We start from the raw sequence: 20,177 nt of genomic DNA, 5'->3' as shown, positions 1-20,177 counted from the left end.
AGTTAATAAGAACATCGCTGCGAAGAAGCAGCCGGCAATGCCAAGTCAATTGGTGAATTCATTGACAGGGCTCCTCCTCTAACGGCGAGTGTTGCCAGGACTGGATTCCCTTGGGGAGCATTCAATCGCCTTTCTTGAGAACCGCCGCAACAGAGTCGGCTGCTTTTCCAAAGACATTTCCCACAATGCTGCCGTCGTCCGCATCTTTTTCGCTAGTCTTGCTTGGGCGGAGAGACTCAGGGCGCGAGGCAGGTTTAGAGGGGCGAAGCAGCTGTCCGATTACCTTTCGCAGTGTTTCGCGTTGTGTGTCTTTTGTGTCGCCCTGGGCGTAGTCGAGGGCTAGTTGGAGGCGGTCAAGTGCGGCGAGTTCCGACTCAGCGTCACGATGTTGCTCGCGCAGTTTGTTGTCATGGCGTAAGAGAGCAAGCCCAATAGCCAGAGGAACAGCCGCTAGGCTGATGCTTGCAAGTAGGTAGTGCCAGTCCCGACTTGTTACAAGTAGCCAAACTGCAACTCCTGGCCCGCCAGTAGATAGAAAAAGAAAGAAGCAAGCTAGCTGAAATGCCCGCTGGGCGCGAACCCAAAGCAGATCGCGATCATCTCGGATGGACGTTGTCCGACTGCGAAGCTTTGCGCTAGCATCCAGTTGAACAATCTGTTCAGGCTCTGGATAGTCTTCAGTAATGCCAAAAGGCACTTCAGTCGACGCCGAGAGTGAGCTCGGATCGGTATTCGGGTCAGAAGATTTGCTGGTGACTTCCAGCAAGCGTCCAGCGGAGTCGTGCCGGATAATCCTCCCGTCGGGGTGAAGATATATGTCATCTGATAAACGTCTCCTGCTTATGGACGGGTTTGTCTTATCTCCAAATGCTCGCTGGAACGGGCGTTCAATGTCATTGGCGCTATCGGAGAGATATGCAGCCGCAACAACCAAGCCAGCGAAGACGAATGGCGCGATGACAACGAGACTCCTCTCGATTGAGCGCGTAGCCAGCCACCAATAGAAAGTCCACAGTAGGAGTCGCCAGATTCCGTAGATAAGCCCAGTAACGGGTAGTGCGATGGCAAACCAAGTTGCTCCTTTTTGGAGGAGGACTCGGGGGCTCATTACGCTGAGTTCTGCCAGGGAGCGATTCTTCGCAGGAATGGATAAGGCGTCCATGGTCGCTTGGGCGAAATCGCGGGTTCGGGGACCTACTGTCGACCTGCTCCCCCGGTCGAACAGACGCAGCATTAATCGATCTTCTGAAGACGTCGCATCAAGCAGATCGAGACCATTTGATTCTGCGGCCTTGCGTACCTGCCGTTCCCATCCAGGTAGAAGAGGCGTCGGACGCGGTATCGATACGGTTAATCGAACGCCGATGAATTGCCGAAACCATTCGGTCAAGGTGAGTACCTCCTCTAGGTGTAGTAGGTGATGCTAAGGCTCCTGTGCTCCGTATTGGAGGAAATGATTGGGTCCGGAACTTCAGGATGTTGTGGTGCAGTGGTCCCCCGTGCTCGTCGAAGTCGACACGGAGCGGGAGGCCGCGATGCGTGAGGGTCCCAGGCATCAGCGCAGCGAATCCAGAGCCGCGAGCAGCCGGCCCACGTCCTCCGCCGTGTTGTAGTGGAGCAGCGACGCGCGCACCGCGCCGTCAGGCATGAGCCCCAGTGCCTCCGCCGCCATCGTTGCGTAGTAGTGCCCCGCCGCGACGCCCACGCCTTGCTCCGCCAGATGCTCGGCCACGGCGCGCGGTGACAGGCCGGTCACGTTGAAGCAGAAGGTGGCCACGCGCCCGGCGGACGCCTTCGGCCCGTAGAGCTGCACGCGCGGATGACGGGACAACTGCTCCAGCGCGGCCTCCAGCAGCGGCTGCTCCAACTGCGCGATGCGCTGGAAGGCTCGGGTCAATCCCTCGCGTCCCGGCTGGCCACCGCCCAGCACGTCACGCAGGTAGCGCAGCGAGCCCAACCATCCGGCCCAGCCTTCGTGGTTCGCCGTGCCCGGCTCGAACTTCTGCGGCCCGTCATCCGGCATGAACCACAGCTTGTCCGCCGGAAGCCCCGCGAGCAGCTCGCGCCGCACGAACAGACAACCCAGGTGCGGACCGAAGACCTTGTACGGAGAGAACACCGCGAAGTCCGCGCCCCACGCGCGCACGTCCGGCAGGTGATGCGGGCTGGAGTGCACCGCGTCCACGAACAGCCACGCACCCACGCCGTGCGCCACCTCCGCCGCCGCGGTCACGTCCGGCGTCGCGCCCACGGAGTTCGCCGCCGCTGACAGCGCCACCAGCCGCGTGCGCGGCGTGACGAGCTTGCGCAGCTCGGAGGCCTCCAGCCGCCCCTCCGGCCAGCTCGCGCGCCAGGTCGTCACCTTCACGCCCTGCGCCTCCAGCGCGCGCCACGGGGCCGCGTTGGATTCGTGCTCCAGTTCGGAGATGACCACCTCGTCGCCCGCCTGGACGAGGCGCGAGACGGCACGGCCCACCTGGAAGGTGAGCGCGGTGGCGCTGGGCCCGAGCATCACCTCGCCGGGCCGGCAGTTCAGGAACTCCGCCGTCTCCTCGCGCGCCCGGGCCTTGAGCGCGGTGGCCACTCGGGAGGCGGGGTAGGGCTGGCCCACGTTGCAGCTGCCACCCGAGAGGAATTGATGGATGGCGTCGATGCAGTGCGTGGGCACCTGCGCCCCCGCCGCGTTGTCCAGGTAGCTGAAGCCGGACCGCAGGGCGGGGAAGTGCTCGGCGAAGGGGGAGGGCATGGGACGGGAAGCATAGCCCTCCGACCTCCAGGCGGAACTACGGCGTGCCGAAGTCCTGCGTCCAGTACGCGCGGTACGTGCTGGACGGCGCGTTGAAGTAGCCGATGCCCGACTGCTTCAGCGCCCCGTTCATGATGTTGTTGCAGTGCCCGGTGCTGGCCATCCAGCCGTCCACCACCGCCTGCGCGGTGCCGTAGCCCGCGGCGATGTTCTCCGCCGCCGTCCGGTAGCTGTAGCCCGCGGACGCCATGCGCTGCCACGGCGTGGAGCCGTTGGAGCCCGTGTGGCTGAAGAAGTTGTTCGTGCCCATGTCCTTGGAGTGCTTGCGCGCCGCACAGCGAAGCTTGTCATTGGTCGTGAGCGCGCCCACCGCCGGTTTCACCACACCGCCACAGGTGGCGCCCGCGGCGCGGCGCTGGTTGATGAGGTTGAGCACGTCCGTCTCGAACTGCACCCAGGCCGGATCCCACGTCGTCACGTCGTCGCAATACGCGGCGCTCGCGCTCAGCCCGTTGCCGGCGACCTCCGTCTGGACCGGCGGCACCACGACGCCTTCCCCCTGCGGCGTGGGCGCCTCCTCGCCTCCACAGCCGCCCAGCAGGGCAGCGGCGCTCAGCAACGTCAGACACAGCGAACGGGACGAGGGCTTCATGGACAGACCTTTCACCGGCGGGGACCGGTCAGGGGGAGGGGTTCAGCGAGATGCATTCTTGTCGGTTATTCCTGGTTTCCGCCATGGACCCTCCGTGCATTGTGATTGACGCGTGAAAGGGCAGGGTTGTGTCCGCGGTGTTGGTGACGGAAAGTTCCTGCATCGTGAAGACGCCTTCCGCTGCGCCTGCCATTCGTTCCGTGGTGCTGGACACCAACGTGGTGCTGGACGTGTTCATCTTTGACGACGTCTTCACGCGGCCGTTGGCGCAGGCGCTGCGTTCGGGCGCGCTGACGGCGTGGGCGGACCGGCACACGCTGAAGGAGCTGGCGCTGGTGCTCGCCTATCCCTCGTTCAAGCTGACGGCGGATGCGCAAGCGACGGTGCGCGACGCGTACAGCGCGCTCGTGCGCGTGGCGGAAGGTGAGGGCTCACCGGTGGAGCTGCCGCCGTGCCGGGACCGGGATGATCAGAAGTTCCTGGAACTGACGGCACGCTCGGGGGCTTCATGGCTGGTGAGCAAGGACCAGCGCGTGCTGTCCATGGGCGGTGGGCGGCGGCTGCCCTTCGACGTGCTCTCGCCTCGCCGTGCCTCGCAGGTGCTCGAGGCGGAAGGCTTCGTACGGAGCGCTTGAAGCAGGCAGGCAGGAGTGCGCACGGGCAGTCAAAATCGCGCTCCGCGCTTGGTGACCCGGGCATCTCGGGTCATCCTTCGGCCCGGTGCGTTCCTCACTCCTGATCCTCCTGTTCTGCGCCGGCTGCGCCGCGCGTGTCGTCACCCCCGTTCCGGCGTCGGCTCCGGCTCCGGTCCAGGCCTCGCCCGCGACGCCGCCCGTGGAGACGCCCGCCGCGGCCGAACCCCAGGCCACGCCCGCCGTGAGCGCGTCCGGCGCGCCCATCGCGATGCCTTCCCCGGCGGAGGTCGCCGCCGTCGTCACCGCCGCCGCCGTGCGGGAGAACCCCTGCCCCGTGGACGCGGAGGACGAGGACGACGAGGCCACCGCGGCCACGGATGACGAAGGCGTGAGCGAGGAAGGCGAGATGCAGGCGCCGCTCGCGCCCGCCGCGCCCTCGGGGCCGCTGTACACCGCCGACCTGTCCGAGGAGGCGCTCACCGAGGCGTGGAAGAAGGACCCGGCCACGCTGGGCTCCATGTCCATTGGCTTCGTGGAGAGCGGCCGGCAGATCAACAGCGTGCGCGTGCCGGATGACAAGGATTGGCTCGTGGTGTCTCCGGAGATTGCCTATGGCACGAAGGAGACGGTGGACTACGTGGCCGCCGCCATCCGCGCCGTACGCGCGCAGTACCCGAACGTGCCCACGCTGCGCGTCAACCGCCTGTCCACCAAGGACGGCGGTTACCTGCGCCCGCACAAGAGCCACCAGAACGGTCGCGACGTCGACCTGGGCTTCTACTACCCGACCGCGGAGCCGGTGCGTGAGCGCGAGCGGGAGCGCTACATCGACGTGGCCATGAACTGGGCGCTGGTGCGCTCGCTGGTGGTGAACACCGACGTGCAGATGATCCTCGTGGACAAGCGCGTGATGAAGGTCCTGTACGACTACGCGCTGTCCATTGGCGAGGACAAGGTCTGGCTGGATTCGCTGTTCAACGCGGGCTTCAACTCGCTCATCAAGCACGCGCGCCGGCACCGCGATCACTTCCACGTGCGCTTCTTCAACGGACGCGCGCAGGAGCTGGGCCGCCGGGTGGCGCCGCTGCTGGCGCTCCAGCCGGACCAGAACCTCATGATGTACAAGGTGCGCAACGGGGACACGCTGGGTGGCATTGCGATGCGTCACAACTCCAGCGTGGTGGCCATCAAGAAGGCCAACCGGATGCGCAACACGTTCCTGAGCATTGGCCGGCGGCTGGTGATTCCGCTGAAGGGCCCGTGCACGCACTGCCCCATCCCCCCGCCGGTGCAGCTGCCGCCGCGCCGGATGCCTCCCCAGGCGGAGGCCCCCGCTTTGGTGAACACGGAGCCCGCGGCTTCGGGCAAGCTGCCCAACCCGTGCACTCCCGCCGCGCCGGCACCGACGCCGGTGGCCGTTCCCACGGGTGTTCCCTCCGGTCTGTCGACCGGACGCTGAAAGGCTTCTGCTTCCATGGCAACTCCGCACATCTCCGCGTCTCCCGGTGACTTCGCTGAAGTGATCCTCATGCCGGGCGACCCGCTCCGGGCGCGCTACATCTCCGAGCGCTTCCTGGAGAACGCGCGCTCCGTTACGTCGGTGCGCAACATGCTGGGCTTCACCGGCACCTTCCGGGGCAAGCGGTTGTCGGTGATGGGGCACGGCATGGGCGTGCCCTCCATCTCCATCTACGCGACGGAGCTGGTGAAGAACTACGGTGCGAAGGTGCTCATCCGCGTGGGCAGCTGCGGCGCGCTGCGCACGGACGTGAAGCTGCGCGACGTCATCGTGGCGATGGGCGCGGGCACGGACTCCAACGTGAACCGCATGCGCGTGATGGGGCACGACTTCCCGGCGGTGGCGGACTTCACGCTGGCCCGGCGCGCGGTGGAGGCTGCGGAGAAGCGCAACAAGCCGGTGCGCGTGGGCAACGTCTTCACCTCGGACCTCTTCTACCACCCGCAGGAAGCGCTCAACGCGACGCTGGAGAAGATGGGCATCCTGGCGGTGGAGATGGAGATCGCCGGCCTGTACGGCGTGGCCGCGGAGTTCGGCGCGCGGGCGCTGTCCCTGCTCACCGTGTCGGACCACATCCGCACCGGCGAGCACCTGTCGCCGGAGGACCGTCAGACGACGTTCGACGAGATGATCGAACTGGCGTTGGACGTGGCCGCCTCCGAGGCGTGAGGACCTGAGCGCATGGCCTTGCCTCCCCGCAGGGGCCCGGGTTCCCCGCTGGCGCGCAAGGCCGCGCAGCGCACGCCGGGCCACCACTACAACGCGAGCTTCCTGAACTCGGCGGACCGCACGGAGATATTGGCGTGGCTGGGGACGCTGCATCCGCTGTGGGAGGAGCGCTTTTCGAAGCACTTCCCGCCGCCGGAAGGCCAGCAGCAGCGGCGGTTGCTCAGGCCGGTGTACTGGCTGGGCAACTGGCAGTTCGCGTGTCTGGACTACTACCGGCCCCCGAAGGGCGTGCAGAACCGCTGCGTGAAAGCGGAGCCGTTCCCGGCGGTGCTGGAGCGGCAGATTGAAAAGGTGGAGGCGCTGGCGCGGCGGATGTTCCGGGGCCCGGACATGCCGCAGGGCTGGCACCTCAACACGTGCCTGGTGAACTTCTACGGCAACCGGTTGGAGGACGGGCGCTGGGTGGACACCGCGCGCGTGGGCGAGCACAAGGACTTCGAGCCCGGCCCGGTGGCGTCGCTGTCGTTGGGCGAGCGCGCGCTCATCCAGTTCGTCACGTCCACGCGGCCCGGCGAGCGGGACGCGGTGGTGCTGGAGCAGTGGCTGGATGACGGAGCGCTGCAGCTCTTTGGCGGGGCGCAGTGGAAGGAGCAGACGTTCCACCGGGTGCAGCGGGTGGACACGCGCGCGGGGCACGTGATGCCGCCGGAGCTGCCGGACTTCCGCACGCGGCGCATCAACCTGACGTTCCGCTACGTGCCGGACGCGCACGTGACGCCGTTCGCGGCGCTGAGCCCGGAGGCCCGCGAGGACGTGCGCCCGTACATGGAGACGCTCGCGAAGGGCAGCCGGTTCTTCCGTGAGGAACTGGCGCGCGAACAGCCGCCGACAAAGGCGGAGTAGGGCGCGGCACCCTCCGGCCGGCGCGGTTCAAAACCTGTCCGACAGTCGGACAGGTTTCCGCGGTGCGCTGGCGGCGGGGCCGACCTCGCGTCTTCCAAACTTGTCCGACAGTCGGACAGGTTTCCGCGGTCCGGCGGGTGACGCGGCTGGCCTCTCGGTCGTCTAAACCTGTCCGACAGTCGGACAGGTTTTCACGGTGCGCTGGCGGCGGGGAGGCCTGGTAGGGCGCTCCCCTGACCGAAGGCTAGGAGGAGCCTGTCTCGGGGTTCGAGGACGAGGCCGCGGGCGGACGGCCCACGTAGCTCACCTGGGGCGCGGAACCCCGGGACGAACGTCCCGCGCCGCGCTCCGGGCCCTGACGGGGCATCCGAGGACCGTTGTTGGGCAGGTTGCCACGCGCCTCGCGGGGACCCGAGCCCGGGCCCCGGCCAGTCTGGCGCGGCTCGCCGTTCTGCTGCGGGTCGCCGTCCTGGAAGGAACCGTTGTTGCGCGGAGGCCGTCCGTTCATGCGCGACTGCGCTCCCGGACCCTCCTGGCGCGGCTCGCCGTTCTGCTGCGGACGACCATTCGCGCGCCACTCGTTGCGCGGCGGCCGGCCGTTGCCGTTCGGCTGTTGAGCCTGACCGTTCACCGCAGCCTCGCCGCCGTGCGGCTGGCCGTTCACAGCAGCCTCGCCGCTATCCGGCTGACCGTTCTGGCGCGACGGACCCTTCAGGCCCGACTCACCGCCACGAGACCTGCCATTCATGCGCGGAGGCCGGCCGTTCTGCTGCGACGCCTGAGCGTTCTCGCCAATCGGCTGGCCGTTCATGCGCGGAGGCCGGCCGTTCTGCTGCGGTGCCTGGCCGTTCTCACCAGCTGGCTGCCTGTTCATGCGCGGCGGCCGGCTGTTCTGCTGTGGCGCCTGACCGTTCTCGGCAGAAGGCTGACCGTTCATGCGCGGAGGCCGGCCGTTCTGCTGCGACGCCTGACCGTTCTCGCCAGACGGCTGGCCGTTCATGCGCGGCGGCCGGCTGTTCTGCTGCGACGCCTGACCGTTCTCGCCAGAAGGCTGGCCGTTCATGCGCGGAGGCCGGCCGTTCTGCTGCGACGCCTGGCTAATCTCGCCAGCTGGCTGCCTGTTCATGCGCGGCGGCCGGCTGTTCTGCTGTGGCGCCTGACCGTTCTCGCCAGACGGCTGGCCGTTCATGCGCGGCGGCCGGCCGTTCTGCTGCGATGCCTGACCGTTCTCTGCAGACGGCTGGCCATTCATGCGCGGCGGCCGGCTGTTCTGCTGCGACGCCTGAGCGTTCTCGCCAATCGGCTGGCCGTTCATGCGCGCCTCGCCGTTGGGCGAGCGCGGCGGACGTCCATCACGGCGCGGCTCGTTGCGCGGATTGCCGTTGCGCGGCCCTCCCTGCTGCGGCCGGCCGTTCATGCGAGCATCGCCCTGCGCCGCCGGCGCATTCGCACCCTGCGCCACCGGAGCATTCGCGCCCTGCGCCGGAGCGCCGTTGCGCGGTCCGCCCTGCTGCGGACGCCCGTTGTTGCCGTTGGGCCGGTTGTTGCCACCGCCCTGCGCCGGACGCGCTCCCGCGTTCTGCTGGGGCCCACCGCTCCCGGGCCGCGGCGCATTGCCGGTGCGCGGCGGCGGCTTGCCACCAGACCCACCGCGCCGACGCCCATCGCGCGGGCTCGCCGTGACGACGGGCCGCCCACGCTCGCCGCCACCCTGGCGCAGCACCAGCGCCTCCAGCGCGCGCAGCTCCGCCTCTTCCTCGCTGAGCCCTTCCTCCACCGGCACGGGCGCCGGAGCCGGACGGATCTCGTTGCGCCGGGCCTCCTCCTGCTGGAGGAACCGCTCCTGCCGGGACGTCTGACGGCCGGCGCCCTGCCGACGCGGCGCCTCTCGGAACGCTCCCGACGGCACGAAGTCCGGCGTCAGCTCGCGCCGCACGTACGCGTTCCAGATTTCGCCCGTGTCACCCGCGCGACCCGCCAGCCGGGACGAAAAGCCCGCCAGGAACTCCCGCACGTTATCCAGGTCGCGGCGGAAGTAGAACTCCGCCTGGCTGTTGCGCGCCGCCGCCACCGTCTGCGGAAAGTCGATGATGGTCGGCCCGGACCCGCTCATCAGGATGTTGTAGGGCGACAGGTCCCCGTGAATGAGGTCCGCGCACATGGTGCGAACCACCTGGGCCCGCAGGTCCAGGTAGAGGGCCTCGGCCTCCTCGGGCGTCTGGGGCGGAGCCTCCACCAGCCGGGGCGCGGGCTGTCCTTCCGCGTCCCGCACCAGCTCCATGAGGAGGATGCCCTCGTAGAACAGCACCGGCGTGGGCACGCGCACGCCTTGTGCGTGCAGCTTGTAGAGCGAGTCCGCTTCCGCGTTCTTCCACGCCTCTTCCGCGGCGGCCTGCCCGAAGCGGCTGCCCTTCTCCATGGCGCGGCGCGTGCGCGAGTTGCGCACCTCGCGGCCTTCCTTGTAGCCGGAGTTGTTGCGGAAGTTGCGCTCGTGGCGCTCCTTGTACAGCTTCGCTGCGACAACCTGGCCGGCGTGCTGGACGAGCCACACCTCCGCCTCCTTCCCCGTCTTCAGCTGGCCGATGACGGCGTCGATGATGCCGTCGGCGAGGAGGGTCTCGAGGGAGTCATTCATTCTTAAGCAAAAGGCCGGAACGGCACGGGGCGGGGAGCAACAGCCGCTGCGCACACCGGCGGCCCCTGCTCGCCATGATGCACGTTGGAGATGAGAACACCGGGCCGGCCCTGGTTTCCATCGCCGTTACGCTGAACGTCATCCAGGAAGCCCACGTACCGCTTGCTAGCAGCTTGGGAAGCAGGGGGCCAGGGGTGCCCCCGTGCCTGTAGCCTGTTCTCCGCCCACCCCTGCCCAGGGACCGGATTGACGTCCGCCCGGCGTCAAACCGTTTTCACGAAAGGAGCATTCCGCCCATGAAGGTCCTGCTCGCGTGGGGTGTCCTGTTGGCCTCGCTGTGCGCCCACGCGGAAGACCGGGTCGCGGCGGCCCGCAAGCGCCAGACGGCCGGTCTCGTCAAAACGTTCAAGGAGGCGGGGCTGTCCTGGCCGCCGGAGGAACTCTACCTGCGGGCCTTCAAGGTCGAGCGCGAGCTGGAGGTCTGGGCGGGCAAGCCGGGCCAGCCGCTGGTGAAGGTGCGCACCTTCCCCGTCTGCGCGGCCTCCGGCGACGTGGGCCCCAAACGGGCCCAGGGCGACCTGCAGGTCCCGGAGGGCTTCTACACGGTGGACCTCTTCAACCCGAAGAGCGCGTACCACCTGTCCATGCGGGTGAGCTACCCGAACGCGCTGGACCGCAAGCTGGGCGCCGCGAAGCCCGGGGGCGACATCTACATCCACGGCGACTGCGTGAGCATCGGCTGCCTGGCCATCGAGGACGGCCCCATCGAGGAGCTGTACGTCATGGTGTCCGAGGCCCGCGCGAGCATGCGCCGCGACGTGCCGGTGCACGTGTTCCCACGGCGGCTGGACGCGGCGGGGCTCACGGCGCTGGAGGCCCTCTCCGGTGTCACCGACGCGCGGAAGGCCTTCTGGCGCGGCCTGGAGCCGGGCTACCGCCTCTTCGAGGAGTCCCGGCGTCCACCGAAAGTGAAGGTGGATGACTCCGCGTCCGCCTACGTGGTGTCGCCGGCTCCGCGGGCCCGGGCGCGCTGAGAAGTTGGTAGAACCCTGGGCATGGGAGGGCCGCGCCGCCGGGGCCGGCCTCTGGGGGAGTGCACGCACATGAAGTCATCTGTCCCGCTTCAGGAGGCCGGAACCGCCGGGGGCGCACGCGCGCTCGTCTCCCTCACGACGACGGAGCTGGCGGCCGCCCTGCGCGAGCGTCACGTCACCGCGGTGGAGGTGCTGGACGCCTTCCTCGCCCGCGCGCGAGCACACAACCCCACGCTCAATGCCGTCGTGACGTGGGACGAGGCGCAGGCCCGGAAGCGGGCGGAAGAGGCGGACGCGGCGCTTGCCCGGGGCGAGCTGTGGGGCCCGCTGCACGGCGTGCCCTTCACGGTGAAGGACGCGTTCAGCACCGAGGGCCTGCGCACGACGTCCGCCCACCCGGCCCTCGCGGAGTACGTGCCCGCGCACGACGCGACCGTGGTGGCCCGGCTCAAGGCGGCGGGGGCCATCCTCTTCGGCAAGACGAACCTGCCGCCGTTCGCGGGGGACTTCCAGACGGACGGGCCGCTCTGGGGCCGGACGAACAACCCGCATGACCTGGGGCACACGCCGGGCGGCTCCAGCGGTGGCGCGGCGGCGGCGGTGGCGGCGGGGCTCACGCCGTTCGAGGTGGGCAGCGACATTGGCGGCTCCATCCGGCAGCCGGCGGCCTACTGCGGCATCGTGGGCCTCAAGCCCACGGAGCACCGCGTCTCCACCTTCGGCCACATCCCGGACCCGCCGGACGGGCCGCGCCACGTGCGCCACATGGCGTGCGCGGGGCCGCTGGCGCGCTCGGTGGCGGACGTGCGGCTCATCCTGTCCATCATCGAGGGCGCGGATCCGCGCGCCCCGGAGGTGCCGCCCGTCGCGCCGGTGGGCGCCGCGAAGCCCCGGGCGCTGAAGGGCCTGCGGCTGGCGTGGGCGGACACGCTGGGCCCCTTCCAGGCCGACCGCGAGACGCGTGAGCTGTTCCAGCGCTTCACCGCCGCCGCCCGCGCGGAGGGCGTCGTGGTGGAGCAGGCCGTGCCTCCGGGGCAGGACTTCACGGACCTGGTGGAGGTGTGGGGGCTGACGGAGGGCGCCGAGGTGGGCGCGCCCCTGCCTCCGCCCGTGCGCGAGGGCTATCAGCAGCAGTTCCTCCCCTTCGAGCGGGACCTGCTGGCGAAGGCCATCGTGCAGGGCACGCGCGTGGACATGACGGGCTACGGCACGGCGCTCAGCCGGCGGGACGTGCACATCGGCCTGTTGGAGGACTTCCTGTCCGGCTGGGACGCGTGGCTCGTGCCGGTGGCGATGACGGCCGCGCCGCCGCACATGCCGTTCGGGGCGCCGTTGGACGTGGACGGCGTGCCTCGCGACTACCTGGAGGCCTTTGGCGGGTTCACCTGCCTGTTCAACGCGACGGGGAGCCCTGTCGTGGTCTTCCCGCTGGGGCTCACGTCGGCGGGCCTGCCGGTGGGGGCGCAGCTGGTGGGGCGGCGGTGGACGGACGGGGCGCTGCTCGACGTGGCGGAGGCGCTCCTGCCCCTGGGCGGAGGCGTGCGGTGGCCCGCGGCGTTCACGCCCTGAGTCAGTAGACGCGCAGCAGGCGCGAGCGGCATTCGAAGTGCGGGTTGCGCACGTCGATGACGTAGACCTCGCCGGTGGTCTCATCGAAGTTGCCGGCGAGCAGTCCCGCGGCGGTCAGGGCGGCGAGGTAGATGTTGTCCGCGCCCTTCTTCATCTCGCTGACCTTGCGCACGTAGACGACGCGACCTTCCACGGCCCAGACGCTGCGGATGCCGTCCGTGTGCACGCCCATCGCGTCCGGGGGCGGCACGGCGGCCTTCCCCAGCGCGGGCGGGACGGCCTGGAGCACGTAGTCGTCGTAGGCGCGGTTGCCGCTGCGGCTGATGAGCTTCACCTCGCGCAGGAGGCCGTCCGGGCCCTGGAGCAGCTCCAGCGTGACGGTGAGCTTCATGGTGCTGACGCCGTGGGCGAAGTCCTGGAGCTCCTCGCCCGCCTGGGAGAGGCCTCGCAGTCGGTTGTAGCCGGGCTCGTCGCGGGCGCGCTTCGCGAGGAGCTCGCCCGGCTTGGGAGGCTTGCGAGGCCCGGGCATGCTCCCGGGGGAGCCGGTGGCGCCGAACTGCCGGGCCTTCTCCGCGTAGGAGTACATCAGCTGCTTGGGGAAGCTGGGCATGTCGAAGAGGGGCGGGGCGTCCATCTGCTTCTCCAGCTGCGCGCGCAGCTGGCCGAAGTAGGGATGGATGCGGCCGGTGTCCACGCGGTCGCGCGCGCGGCGTTCGTCGACGATGCCCTGCACCCGCTCCGACACGCGTGCGTGTTCCTCGGCTCGGAGGGATTCGGCGGACAGGCTCGGGTCGCCAGGGCGCAGCGTGCGGCCTCCGCCCCGGGAGTTCTCCGGCGTCGTGATGATGACCCCCTTGTTCGAACCGGGGGAGGGAATCAGGTTCTGGGGAAGGGCACCCGGGGGCCGGTCCCCGTCTGGAGAGGGCACGCGGGTCGCGATGTCCAGGCGTGGAATGTCGTCCGCCGACGCGCGCGGAGCGTCTTCGGAAGGAGCCGGCTCTCGCGTCGCGACGGGAGGCGGAGGCGGCTCCGGGGGTTCGCGCGTCGCGGTCGCTGGAGGTGGCTCGGTCGGCGCGTCCTTCGCTGGCGCACGCGGCTTCGCGGGGGCCGGTGCCGGAGGAGGGGCGCTCTTCGGCGGCTCACGCGTCGCGATGCCGGACGGTGGGGCGGCGGGCTCCGGTGCCGGGGGCGTCGGGGCGGGCGGGGTCACCGGGGGGACGGAGGGGGAGGTGATGATCTCCACCTCGACCGCCTTCTCGCGCAGCCGGGCGGTGCGTCCGGCGGACGACAGCGCGGGGTCCACTGCCCACAACAGCCCGAAGATGAGGGCGTGCAGTGCCAGGGATATCAGTCCGGCCCATCCGAGACGTCGCAACACCCGCATGCTTGGACACTTCCCAGAAAGCGCGCCCTGTCTCAACACATAGGGACGGGGGCGTTCGCGAACCGACGTCCCACCCGCCGAGCAGGCAACCCTTCAACGCATGAAACGTCCCGGGGGTGACTCGACGCCCGCCGTGAGTCCTGCTGTGCTGCCGCCTTCCTCGTGCCTCCCATGCCCCTCGCCTGTCTGGACGAACCCACGTTCATGGACCTCCTGCTCGGGACGCTGCCCTCCGACAGGGCGGCGCTCGTCGACGAGCACCTGGACACGTGCCCCTCCTGCCGGCGCATGGTGTCCGAGGCGCTGAAGGTGCAACCGCCCACGGACTCCGGGCTGGCTGTTCCGGAGGAGGAGGTCCTCGACAGCCAGCTGGCGACGCTGGCCGTGGACCCGTGGCGCGGGAAGAAGCCGCGCCTGAGGCTGCCCACGCCGCCGCTCGCGCGTGGCACGGCGGTGGGGCGCTACCTCATCCTGGAGATGCTGGGCGTGGGCGGGATGAGCGTCGTGTACGCCGCCTATGACCCGGAGCTGGACCGCCGCGTCGCGCTCAAGCTCCTCCAGGTGGAGGCGCTGGGGCTGGGCGCGGAGGCTGGACGCACGCAGGTGCTGCGCGAGGCGCAGGCCATGGCCCGCGTCTCCCACCCGCACGTCGTCTCCGTCTTCGACGTGGGCACCTTCGGCCGGCAGGTCTTCCTGGCCATGGAGCTGGTGGACGCGCACACGCTGCGCAAGTGGGAGCACGACGGTCCGCACCCGTGGCGCCAGGTGGTGGAGGTCTTCCTCGCCGTGGCCCGGGGGCTCGCCGCCGCGCACGCGGTGGGCGTCGTGCACGGCGACGTGAAGCCGGAGAACATCCTCGTGGGCCAGGATGGCCGCGTGCGCGTCACCGACTTCGGCCTGTCGCGCATCATGTTCGGCGCCGTGGTCCCGCCGGTGATGCCGGGAAGCCCCGCGCATCCGCGAGCCATGGAGGGCGGCACGCCCGCGTACATGGCCCCGGAGCAGTTCCCGCCGGAGGAGCGCACCGACGCGCGAAGCGACCAATTCGGCTTCTGCGCCGCGCTCTACGAAGGCCTCTACGGCGAGCGACCCTTCGCGGGCGCCACGGTGGAGGAGCTGTCCCAGGCGGTGCATGCGGGGCGAGTGAAGAGCGTGCCCCGGCACTCCGGCGTGCCGCAGTGGCTGCGCAAGGTGGTGGTGAAGGGCCTGTCGGTGAAGCCCGAGGACCGCCACGCGTCCATGGAGGCGCTCATCGCCGCGCTGGATGCGGACCCCGCGGCGCGCCGGACGCGGCGGCTGCGCGTGGCGGGCGCGTCGCTGCTGCTCCTGTCCGCGGTGGGCCTCACGCACGTCCTCAACCGCCGCGACGTCACGGGCTGCGAGGGTGCCGCCCGCGCCATGGACGGCGTGTGGGACGCGTCCCGGCAGCAGGCGGTGGAGGCGGCCTTCGTCGGCACCGAGCGCCGCTTCGCGCACGACGCCTTCCGGCATGTGCGCCGGGGACTGGACTCGTACACCGCCGCGTGGGTGACGACGCGCACGGCGGCCTGCGAGGCCACCCGCGTACGCCACGAGCAGAGCGAAGCGGTGATGGCGCTGCGCATGCGCTGCCTGGACGCGCGGCTCGCGGACGTGGCCGCGCTCACGCAGTTGTTCACGCAGGCGGACCCGGACCTGGTGGAGCGGGCGCCCCGCGCGGTGGAGGGGCTGACGCCGCTGGCGGGCTGCTCGGACGTGGAGGCGCTGACGTCGCGCGGCCACTCCTCATCCGATGATCCCGCTGCAAGGGACCGCACGGTGGCGCTGCTCCAGGCGCTCGTGGACGCAAGGGCGCTGCGCGCCGCCGGCCGCTATTCGCAGGGAGTGGCGCGCGTGGAGCCGGTGGCCCAGTCCGCACGCGCCGCGGGGGACTGGTCCGGCGCCGCGGACGCGCTGCTGCTGCTCGCGGAGTTGAAGGACGGGGCCGGGGACTACCGGGGCGCGGAGGCCACGGTGCTCCAGGCCGCGTGGACCGCGGAGGCCGGCCGCAACGACGACGCCGCCGCCCGGGCGTGGACGTTGGCGGTGCGCGTGACGGGCGAACGGTTGGACCACTACGTCCAGGGACAGCAGGCCGCGGAGCGGGCCAGCGCCGCGGTGGAGCGGCTGGGCGCCAGCAGGGAACTGGCCGGCGCGCTCGCCATGAACCTGGGCCGGCTGTTGTCGCGCCAGGGCCGCTACCCGGAGGCCCACGAACAGCTCACTCGCGCGCTGTCCTTCCTGGAGAAGCGCTTCGGCCCGGAGGCCCTGGAGGTCGCGGACGTGCGCGTGGAGTTGGGCACCGTGCGCCGCTCACAGGGGCGCGCGGAGGAGGCCCTGGGCCTGTACGAGCGCGCATTGGGCACCGTGCGAGGAGCGCTGGGGCCCGAGCATCCGGACGTGGCGCGCATCCGCCTGGAGCAGGCCAGCGTGCGTTGGCAGCAGGGCGACTTCGTGCAGTCGGAGCGGCTGGCCCGGGGCGCGCTGGCGCTGCTGGAGCGCTCGCTGGGCCAGGACCACCCGCAGGTGGCGGACGCGCTCAACAGCCTGGCGCTGGCGCTCCAGTACCAGGGCAAGCGCGAGGAGGCGCTGCCCCTCTACGAACGCGCGCTGAGCATCGCGGAGAAGACGGAGGGGCGCGACAGCTCCACGGTGGCCATCATCGTCAACAACATCGGCACGCTGCTGGTGCACATGGGCCGGTTGGAGGAGGCCACCCAGCGCTTCGCCACGGCGCTCGAGCAGGTGGAGAAGAGCCTGGGCCCGGACCACCCCACGCTGGCGCTGGTGCTCCGGGGCATGGGGCAGACGCTCAGCTACCGCAACCAGCCGGACCAGGCCCTGCCGTACTTCCAGCGCGCCGCCGCGCTCCAGACGTCCCTGCCAGACGACGTGAACGGCGGCTGGACGGGGGCGCTGGTGGACCTGGGGCGCACGTACATGGTGCTCGGCCGTCCGCGCGAGGCGCTGGCTCCGCTGGAGCAGGCCGTCGCCGGTTGGGAGCGCGCCCGGCCCCGACCCGCGGAGCGCCCCGCCGCGCGCTACATGCTGGCCCGCGCGCTGTGGGACGCGAAGCAGGACCCGGCCCGCGCCGTCCGGCTCGCCGCCGAGGCCCGCCAGGAGGCCGCATCGCTCCCCGACGAGGAGTCCTCCGTGCCGGAGCTGCGACAGGCGATGGACCGCTGGATCGCCAAGCTGCCCCCCGCCGCGCGCAGGGACATCAAGGCCGCCATGGCCACGCCGAAGCCCGCGGACCCCGCCAGGGACGCGCTCGTCCGGTAAGCGCCTCGTCAGAAGCGCCAAGGCCCTGGAGCGAGCACGAACGGGCCACGTTATACGGAGGGTGGAATGACGCTCCTCACGGACTCCCCTGTCGCCGCCCTCCCGCCGGAAGCGGGTGTGGACGCCCTGGCCAAGCTGCTGCGCGGACGCCGCGTCGTGGTGCTCACCGGAGCCGGAATCAGCACCGAGTCCGGCATCCCCGACTATCGCGGCCCGGAGACGCGCCACAAGGTGCGCAACCCCATCCAGCACCGCGAGTTCCTGCACCAGCCAGAGGTGCGTCAGCGCTACTGGGCGCGCAGCCTGCTGGGCTGGCCGCGCTTCACCACCGCCCGGCCCAACGACGCGCACTTCGCGCTCACCGCGCTGGAGAAGGCGGACGTGGTGCCCGGGCTCATCACGCAGAACGTGGACGGCCTGCACCACGCCGCGGGCAGTGAGCGCGTGCTGGAGTTGCACGGCGCGCTGTCGCGGGTGCGCTGCCTGGCGTGTGGCGCGCAGGAGCCTCGCGCGTCGCTCCAGGCGCGGATGCTGGGCCTCAACCCGGACTTCGCGCACACCCTCGTGGAGCTGCGTCCGGACGGCGACGCGGAGCTGTCGCAGGAGGCCGTGGAGGGCTTCCGCGTGCCCGCGTGCACGCGCTGTGGCGGGACGCTGAAGCCGGACGTGGTGTTCTTCGGGGACAACGTCGCGGCGCCGCTGGTGCAGGACGCGTTCGCGCTCGTGGAGGAGGGGGACGCGCTGCTGGTGGTGGGCTCGTCGCTGACGGTCTACTCCGGCTACCGCTTCGTCACGCGCGCGGCGGAGCGGCACATGCCCATTGGCATCCTCAACATCGGGGAGAGCCGGGGCGACGGCCTCGCGGATGTGCGCGTGGAGGCGAAAGCGGGGGAGGTCCTGCCCAGGCTCGCCCAGGCGCTGACCCGCACCTGACGTTCCTCCTCCCACACCGGGCGTGCAGCCGGGCCTCGGGGCTCCGGGCTCGGCACCGAATGGGCACGCCAGGGGAGGGGTCAAGTGTGCCATCATTCCCGGCTTCGCGAGGCACGCGCGCCAGGCCGTGCCCGCCGGGACGGAGACACAGGGCCGATGGACACCGGGCGCCCACTGGGCGGCAGGTACGCGCTGGAGCGCAGGATTGGCGGCGGTGGCATGGGTGCCATCTGGCGCGCGGTCGACCTGCAACTCCAGCGGCACGTGGCCCTCAAGCTCATCGCCTCCGACGTCGTGGCACGCACGCCAGAGGCCCACCGCCACTTCGAACAGGAAGCCCAGGCCGTGGCCCGGCTGCGCCACCCGCACGTGGTGCAGGTGCACGACTCCGGCGTGGACGGCGGCATGCCGTACATCGTCATGGAGCTGCTGGAGGGCGAGGACCTGGAGACGCGCCTCACCCAGCAGGGGCGCCTGTCCCCGGCCCGCGTGGCCGCGCTCGTCACGCCGGTGTCCCGGGCGCTGGCGGCGGCACACGCGGCGGGGCTCGTCCACCGCGACCTGAAGCCCGCCAACCTCTTCCTCGCCCACGTGGATGGGGAGGAGGTGGTGAAGGTGCTCGACTTCGGGCTCGCGCGCTCGCTCATCCCCACCAGCACGCCCGCGCAGGCGGAGGGCCTCACCGGCACGCTGCGCTACATGAGCCCGGAGCAGCTGCGCGCCGACCCGGACCTGGACGCGAGAGCGGACCTCTGGTCGCTCGCGGTGGTGCTCTACCGCGCCCTTACCGGCCAGTTCCCCTACGGGCCTGAGTCCGTGGGCTCGCTCCTGCGAGGCGCCTTCCACCCTCCCGCGGTGCCCGTCTCGCAGCTGGTGCCGGAGCTGGGCGCTGGCGGTGACGCCTTCTTCCAGCGCGCCCTGCACCCAACGCTCGCGCAGCGCTTCACCTCCGCGCGCGAGCTGGCCTCGGCCTTCGTCGCGCTGGTGGAGGCGGGCCGCGCCGGGCAGGCCGCCACGGTGCTGGTGGTGGACGACGAGCCGGATGTGGAGCTGCTCATGCGCCAGCGCTTCCGCCGGCACGTGCGCGACGGCGTCTACCGCTTCGTCTTCGCGCGCGACGGCGAGGAGGCGCTGGAGGCCCTTCGCCAGCACCCGGACACGCACGCGGTGCTGTGCGACCTGAACATGCCGCGCATGGACGGGCTCACCTTCCTGTCGCGCGTGGGCGAGGTGGATCCGCTGGTGAAGGTGGTCATGGTCTCCGCGTACGGCGACCTGCCCAACCTGCGCACGGCGATGAACCGGGGCGCGTTCGACTTCCTGGTGAAGCCGGTGGACCTGGACGACCTGGAGTCCACGCTGGCCAAGACGGTGCGCCACGTGGCGGAGCTGCGCCGCGCGGTGCGCTCCACGGAGGAGAACGCGCTGCTGCGCATGTTCGTCCACGGCGGCATCGTGGACCGGGTGCTGCCGCTGGTGCGTGGCCCCGGCGCGCTCGCGGGCGAGCAGGTGGACGCCACGGTGGCCTTCCTGGACGTCGCGGACTTCACCGCCGTCACCCGCGAGCACCCGCCGGAGTCCGCGCTGCGCCGGCTCAACGCCAACTTCGAGGTCATCCTCCCGGAGCTGGAGTCGCGCGGCGGCGTGGTGGACAAGTTCCTGGGCGACGCCGTGATGGCCATCTTCCAGGGCGAAGGCCACGTGTCGCGCGCGCTGGACGCCTGCCTCGCGGTGAAGCAGCGGCTGCAGGGCCTGGCGTGGAGCGGCGGTGACGCGTCTCCGTATGCCCACGGCGTCTGCATGGGCGTGGACACCGGGCCGGTGCTGTCCGGCAACGTGGGCGCGGCCGGGCGCGGGCGCCTGGACCACACGGTGCTGGGCGACGTGGTGAACACCGCGGCCCGGCTCGCCACCGTCGCCGCGCGCGACCAGGTGCTGGTGAGCGAGACGCTGGCCGCACGGCTCCAGGACGCCTTTGACTGCCGCCTCGCCGGAGACCGCCACCTGCCAGGGCCCAGAGGCCCGTCGCTCGCGGTGCGCGAGGTGGTGGCCCGCCACGGCAGCCAGTCCGAGTCCTCCGCGGACCGCACCTCCGAACAGGTGGCCCCCGCTGTCCTGGAAGCGCCCGCATCCCCGCCCCGGCCCGGTGCCTTCACGGCCAAGGGGCCCACCTGAAGCCTGTCCCCTCCACGCGGTCT

Annotated in this window: 14 protein-coding genes; 9 read left to right on the top strand and 5 right to left on the bottom strand. The window is 70.7% G+C overall.

All coding sequences use genetic code 11. The features are described 5' to 3' along the window. Nucleotides 1–121: 121 nt before the first annotated feature. The 3 genes from GTZ93_RS25250 to GTZ93_RS25240 all read right to left on the bottom strand — a co-directional run bounded on the left by GTZ93_RS25250 (nucleotide 122) and on the right by GTZ93_RS25240 (nucleotide 3,398). Entirely contained in the window at nucleotides 122–1,390 is a 1,269-nt protein-coding gene (locus GTZ93_RS25250; protein ID WP_139919411.1) for a hypothetical protein, read from the bottom strand. Between the two features lie 165 nt (nucleotides 1,391–1,555). Next, nucleotides 1,556–2,746: a cysteine desulfurase-like protein gene (locus tag GTZ93_RS25245; RefSeq protein ID WP_139919412.1), complete on the bottom strand. Its 1,191-nt coding sequence runs from the start codon at nucleotides 2,744–2,746 to the stop codon at nucleotides 1,556–1,558. A gap of 37 nt (nucleotides 2,747–2,783) precedes the next feature. Further along, nucleotides 2,784–3,398 carry a CAP domain-containing protein gene (locus GTZ93_RS25240; RefSeq protein WP_139919413.1) on the bottom strand — a complete coding sequence of 205 codons (615 nt, stop codon included), beginning with the start codon at nucleotides 3,396–3,398 and terminating at the stop codon, nucleotides 2,784–2,786. A gap of 164 nt (nucleotides 3,399–3,562) precedes the next feature. Between GTZ93_RS25240 and GTZ93_RS25235 the strand changes: the two genes are divergently transcribed. The 4 genes from GTZ93_RS25235 to GTZ93_RS25220 all read left to right on the top strand — a co-directional run bounded on the left by GTZ93_RS25235 (nucleotide 3,563) and on the right by GTZ93_RS25220 (nucleotide 7,124). Further along, nucleotides 3,563–4,033: a putative toxin-antitoxin system toxin component, PIN family gene (locus GTZ93_RS25235; RefSeq protein WP_139919414.1), complete on the top strand. Its 471-nt coding sequence runs from the start codon at nucleotides 3,563–3,565 to the stop codon at nucleotides 4,031–4,033. A gap of 85 nt (nucleotides 4,034–4,118) precedes the next feature. After that, complete coding sequence (locus GTZ93_RS25230) at nucleotides 4,119–5,492, top strand: LysM peptidoglycan-binding domain-containing protein (protein WP_139919415.1); 1,374 nt, start codon at nucleotides 4,119–4,121, stop codon at nucleotides 5,490–5,492. A 15-nt stretch (nucleotides 5,493–5,507) separates the two neighbouring features. Next, nucleotides 5,508–6,221, top strand: coding sequence for a purine-nucleoside phosphorylase (gene deoD, locus GTZ93_RS25225; RefSeq protein ID WP_121754782.1), 714 nt, complete (start codon nucleotides 5,508–5,510; stop codon nucleotides 6,219–6,221). A 12-nt stretch (nucleotides 6,222–6,233) separates the two neighbouring features. Beyond that, nucleotides 6,234–7,124: an alpha-ketoglutarate-dependent dioxygenase AlkB gene (locus tag GTZ93_RS25220; protein WP_120581544.1), complete on the top strand. Its 891-nt coding sequence runs from the start codon at nucleotides 6,234–6,236 to the stop codon at nucleotides 7,122–7,124. Between the two features lie 244 nt (nucleotides 7,125–7,368). On the opposite strand, the gene GTZ93_RS25215 is transcribed toward GTZ93_RS25220, so the two are convergent. After that, nucleotides 7,369–9,759, bottom strand: coding sequence for an RIO1 family regulatory kinase/ATPase domain-containing protein (locus GTZ93_RS25215; protein WP_139919416.1), 2,391 nt, complete (start codon nucleotides 9,757–9,759; stop codon nucleotides 7,369–7,371). Nucleotides 9,760–10,055: 296 nt separating this feature from the next. Between GTZ93_RS25215 and GTZ93_RS25210 the strand changes: the two genes are divergently transcribed. Together GTZ93_RS25210 and GTZ93_RS25205 are read left to right on the top strand one after the other, a co-directional pair. Beyond that, entirely contained in the window at nucleotides 10,056–10,793 is a 738-nt protein-coding gene (locus GTZ93_RS25210; protein ID WP_139919417.1) for a L,D-transpeptidase family protein, read from the top strand. 69 nt (nucleotides 10,794–10,862) lie between these two features. Further along, nucleotides 10,863–12,362: an amidase gene (locus tag GTZ93_RS25205; RefSeq protein WP_161663042.1), complete on the top strand. Its 1,500-nt coding sequence runs from the start codon at nucleotides 10,863–10,865 to the stop codon at nucleotides 12,360–12,362. A gap of 1 nt (nucleotide 12,363) precedes the next feature. On the opposite strand, the gene GTZ93_RS42925 is transcribed toward GTZ93_RS25205, so the two are convergent. Next, nucleotides 12,364–13,737 carry a TonB C-terminal domain-containing protein gene (locus tag GTZ93_RS42925; protein ID WP_261778850.1) on the bottom strand — a complete coding sequence of 458 codons (1,374 nt, stop codon included), beginning with the start codon at nucleotides 13,735–13,737 and terminating at the stop codon, nucleotides 12,364–12,366. A 180-nt stretch (nucleotides 13,738–13,917) separates the two neighbouring features. On the opposite strand from GTZ93_RS42925, the gene GTZ93_RS25195 reads away from it, so the two are divergent. From GTZ93_RS25195 to GTZ93_RS25185, 3 genes are all read left to right on the top strand, one after another. Next, entirely contained in the window at nucleotides 13,918–17,046 is a 3,129-nt protein-coding gene (locus GTZ93_RS25195; protein WP_139921935.1) for a tetratricopeptide repeat protein, read from the top strand. 66 nt (nucleotides 17,047–17,112) lie between these two features. After that, nucleotides 17,113–17,979, top strand: coding sequence for an NAD-dependent protein deacetylase (locus GTZ93_RS25190; protein WP_139921937.1), 867 nt, complete (start codon nucleotides 17,113–17,115; stop codon nucleotides 17,977–17,979). Between the two features lie 156 nt (nucleotides 17,980–18,135). Continuing rightward, nucleotides 18,136–20,154: a protein kinase domain-containing protein gene (locus tag GTZ93_RS25185; protein ID WP_139921938.1), complete on the top strand. Its 2,019-nt coding sequence runs from the start codon at nucleotides 18,136–18,138 to the stop codon at nucleotides 20,152–20,154. Nucleotides 20,155–20,177 lie beyond the last annotated feature (23 nt).

Source organism: Corallococcus exiguus, assembly GCF_009909105.1.
In the GTDB taxonomy this organism is placed as follows: domain Bacteria; phylum Myxococcota; class Myxococcia; order Myxococcales; family Myxococcaceae; genus Corallococcus; species Corallococcus exiguus.
The sequence above is the reverse complement of the archived record's forward strand: the minus strand, read 5'-3'. Positions and strand labels throughout refer to the sequence as shown.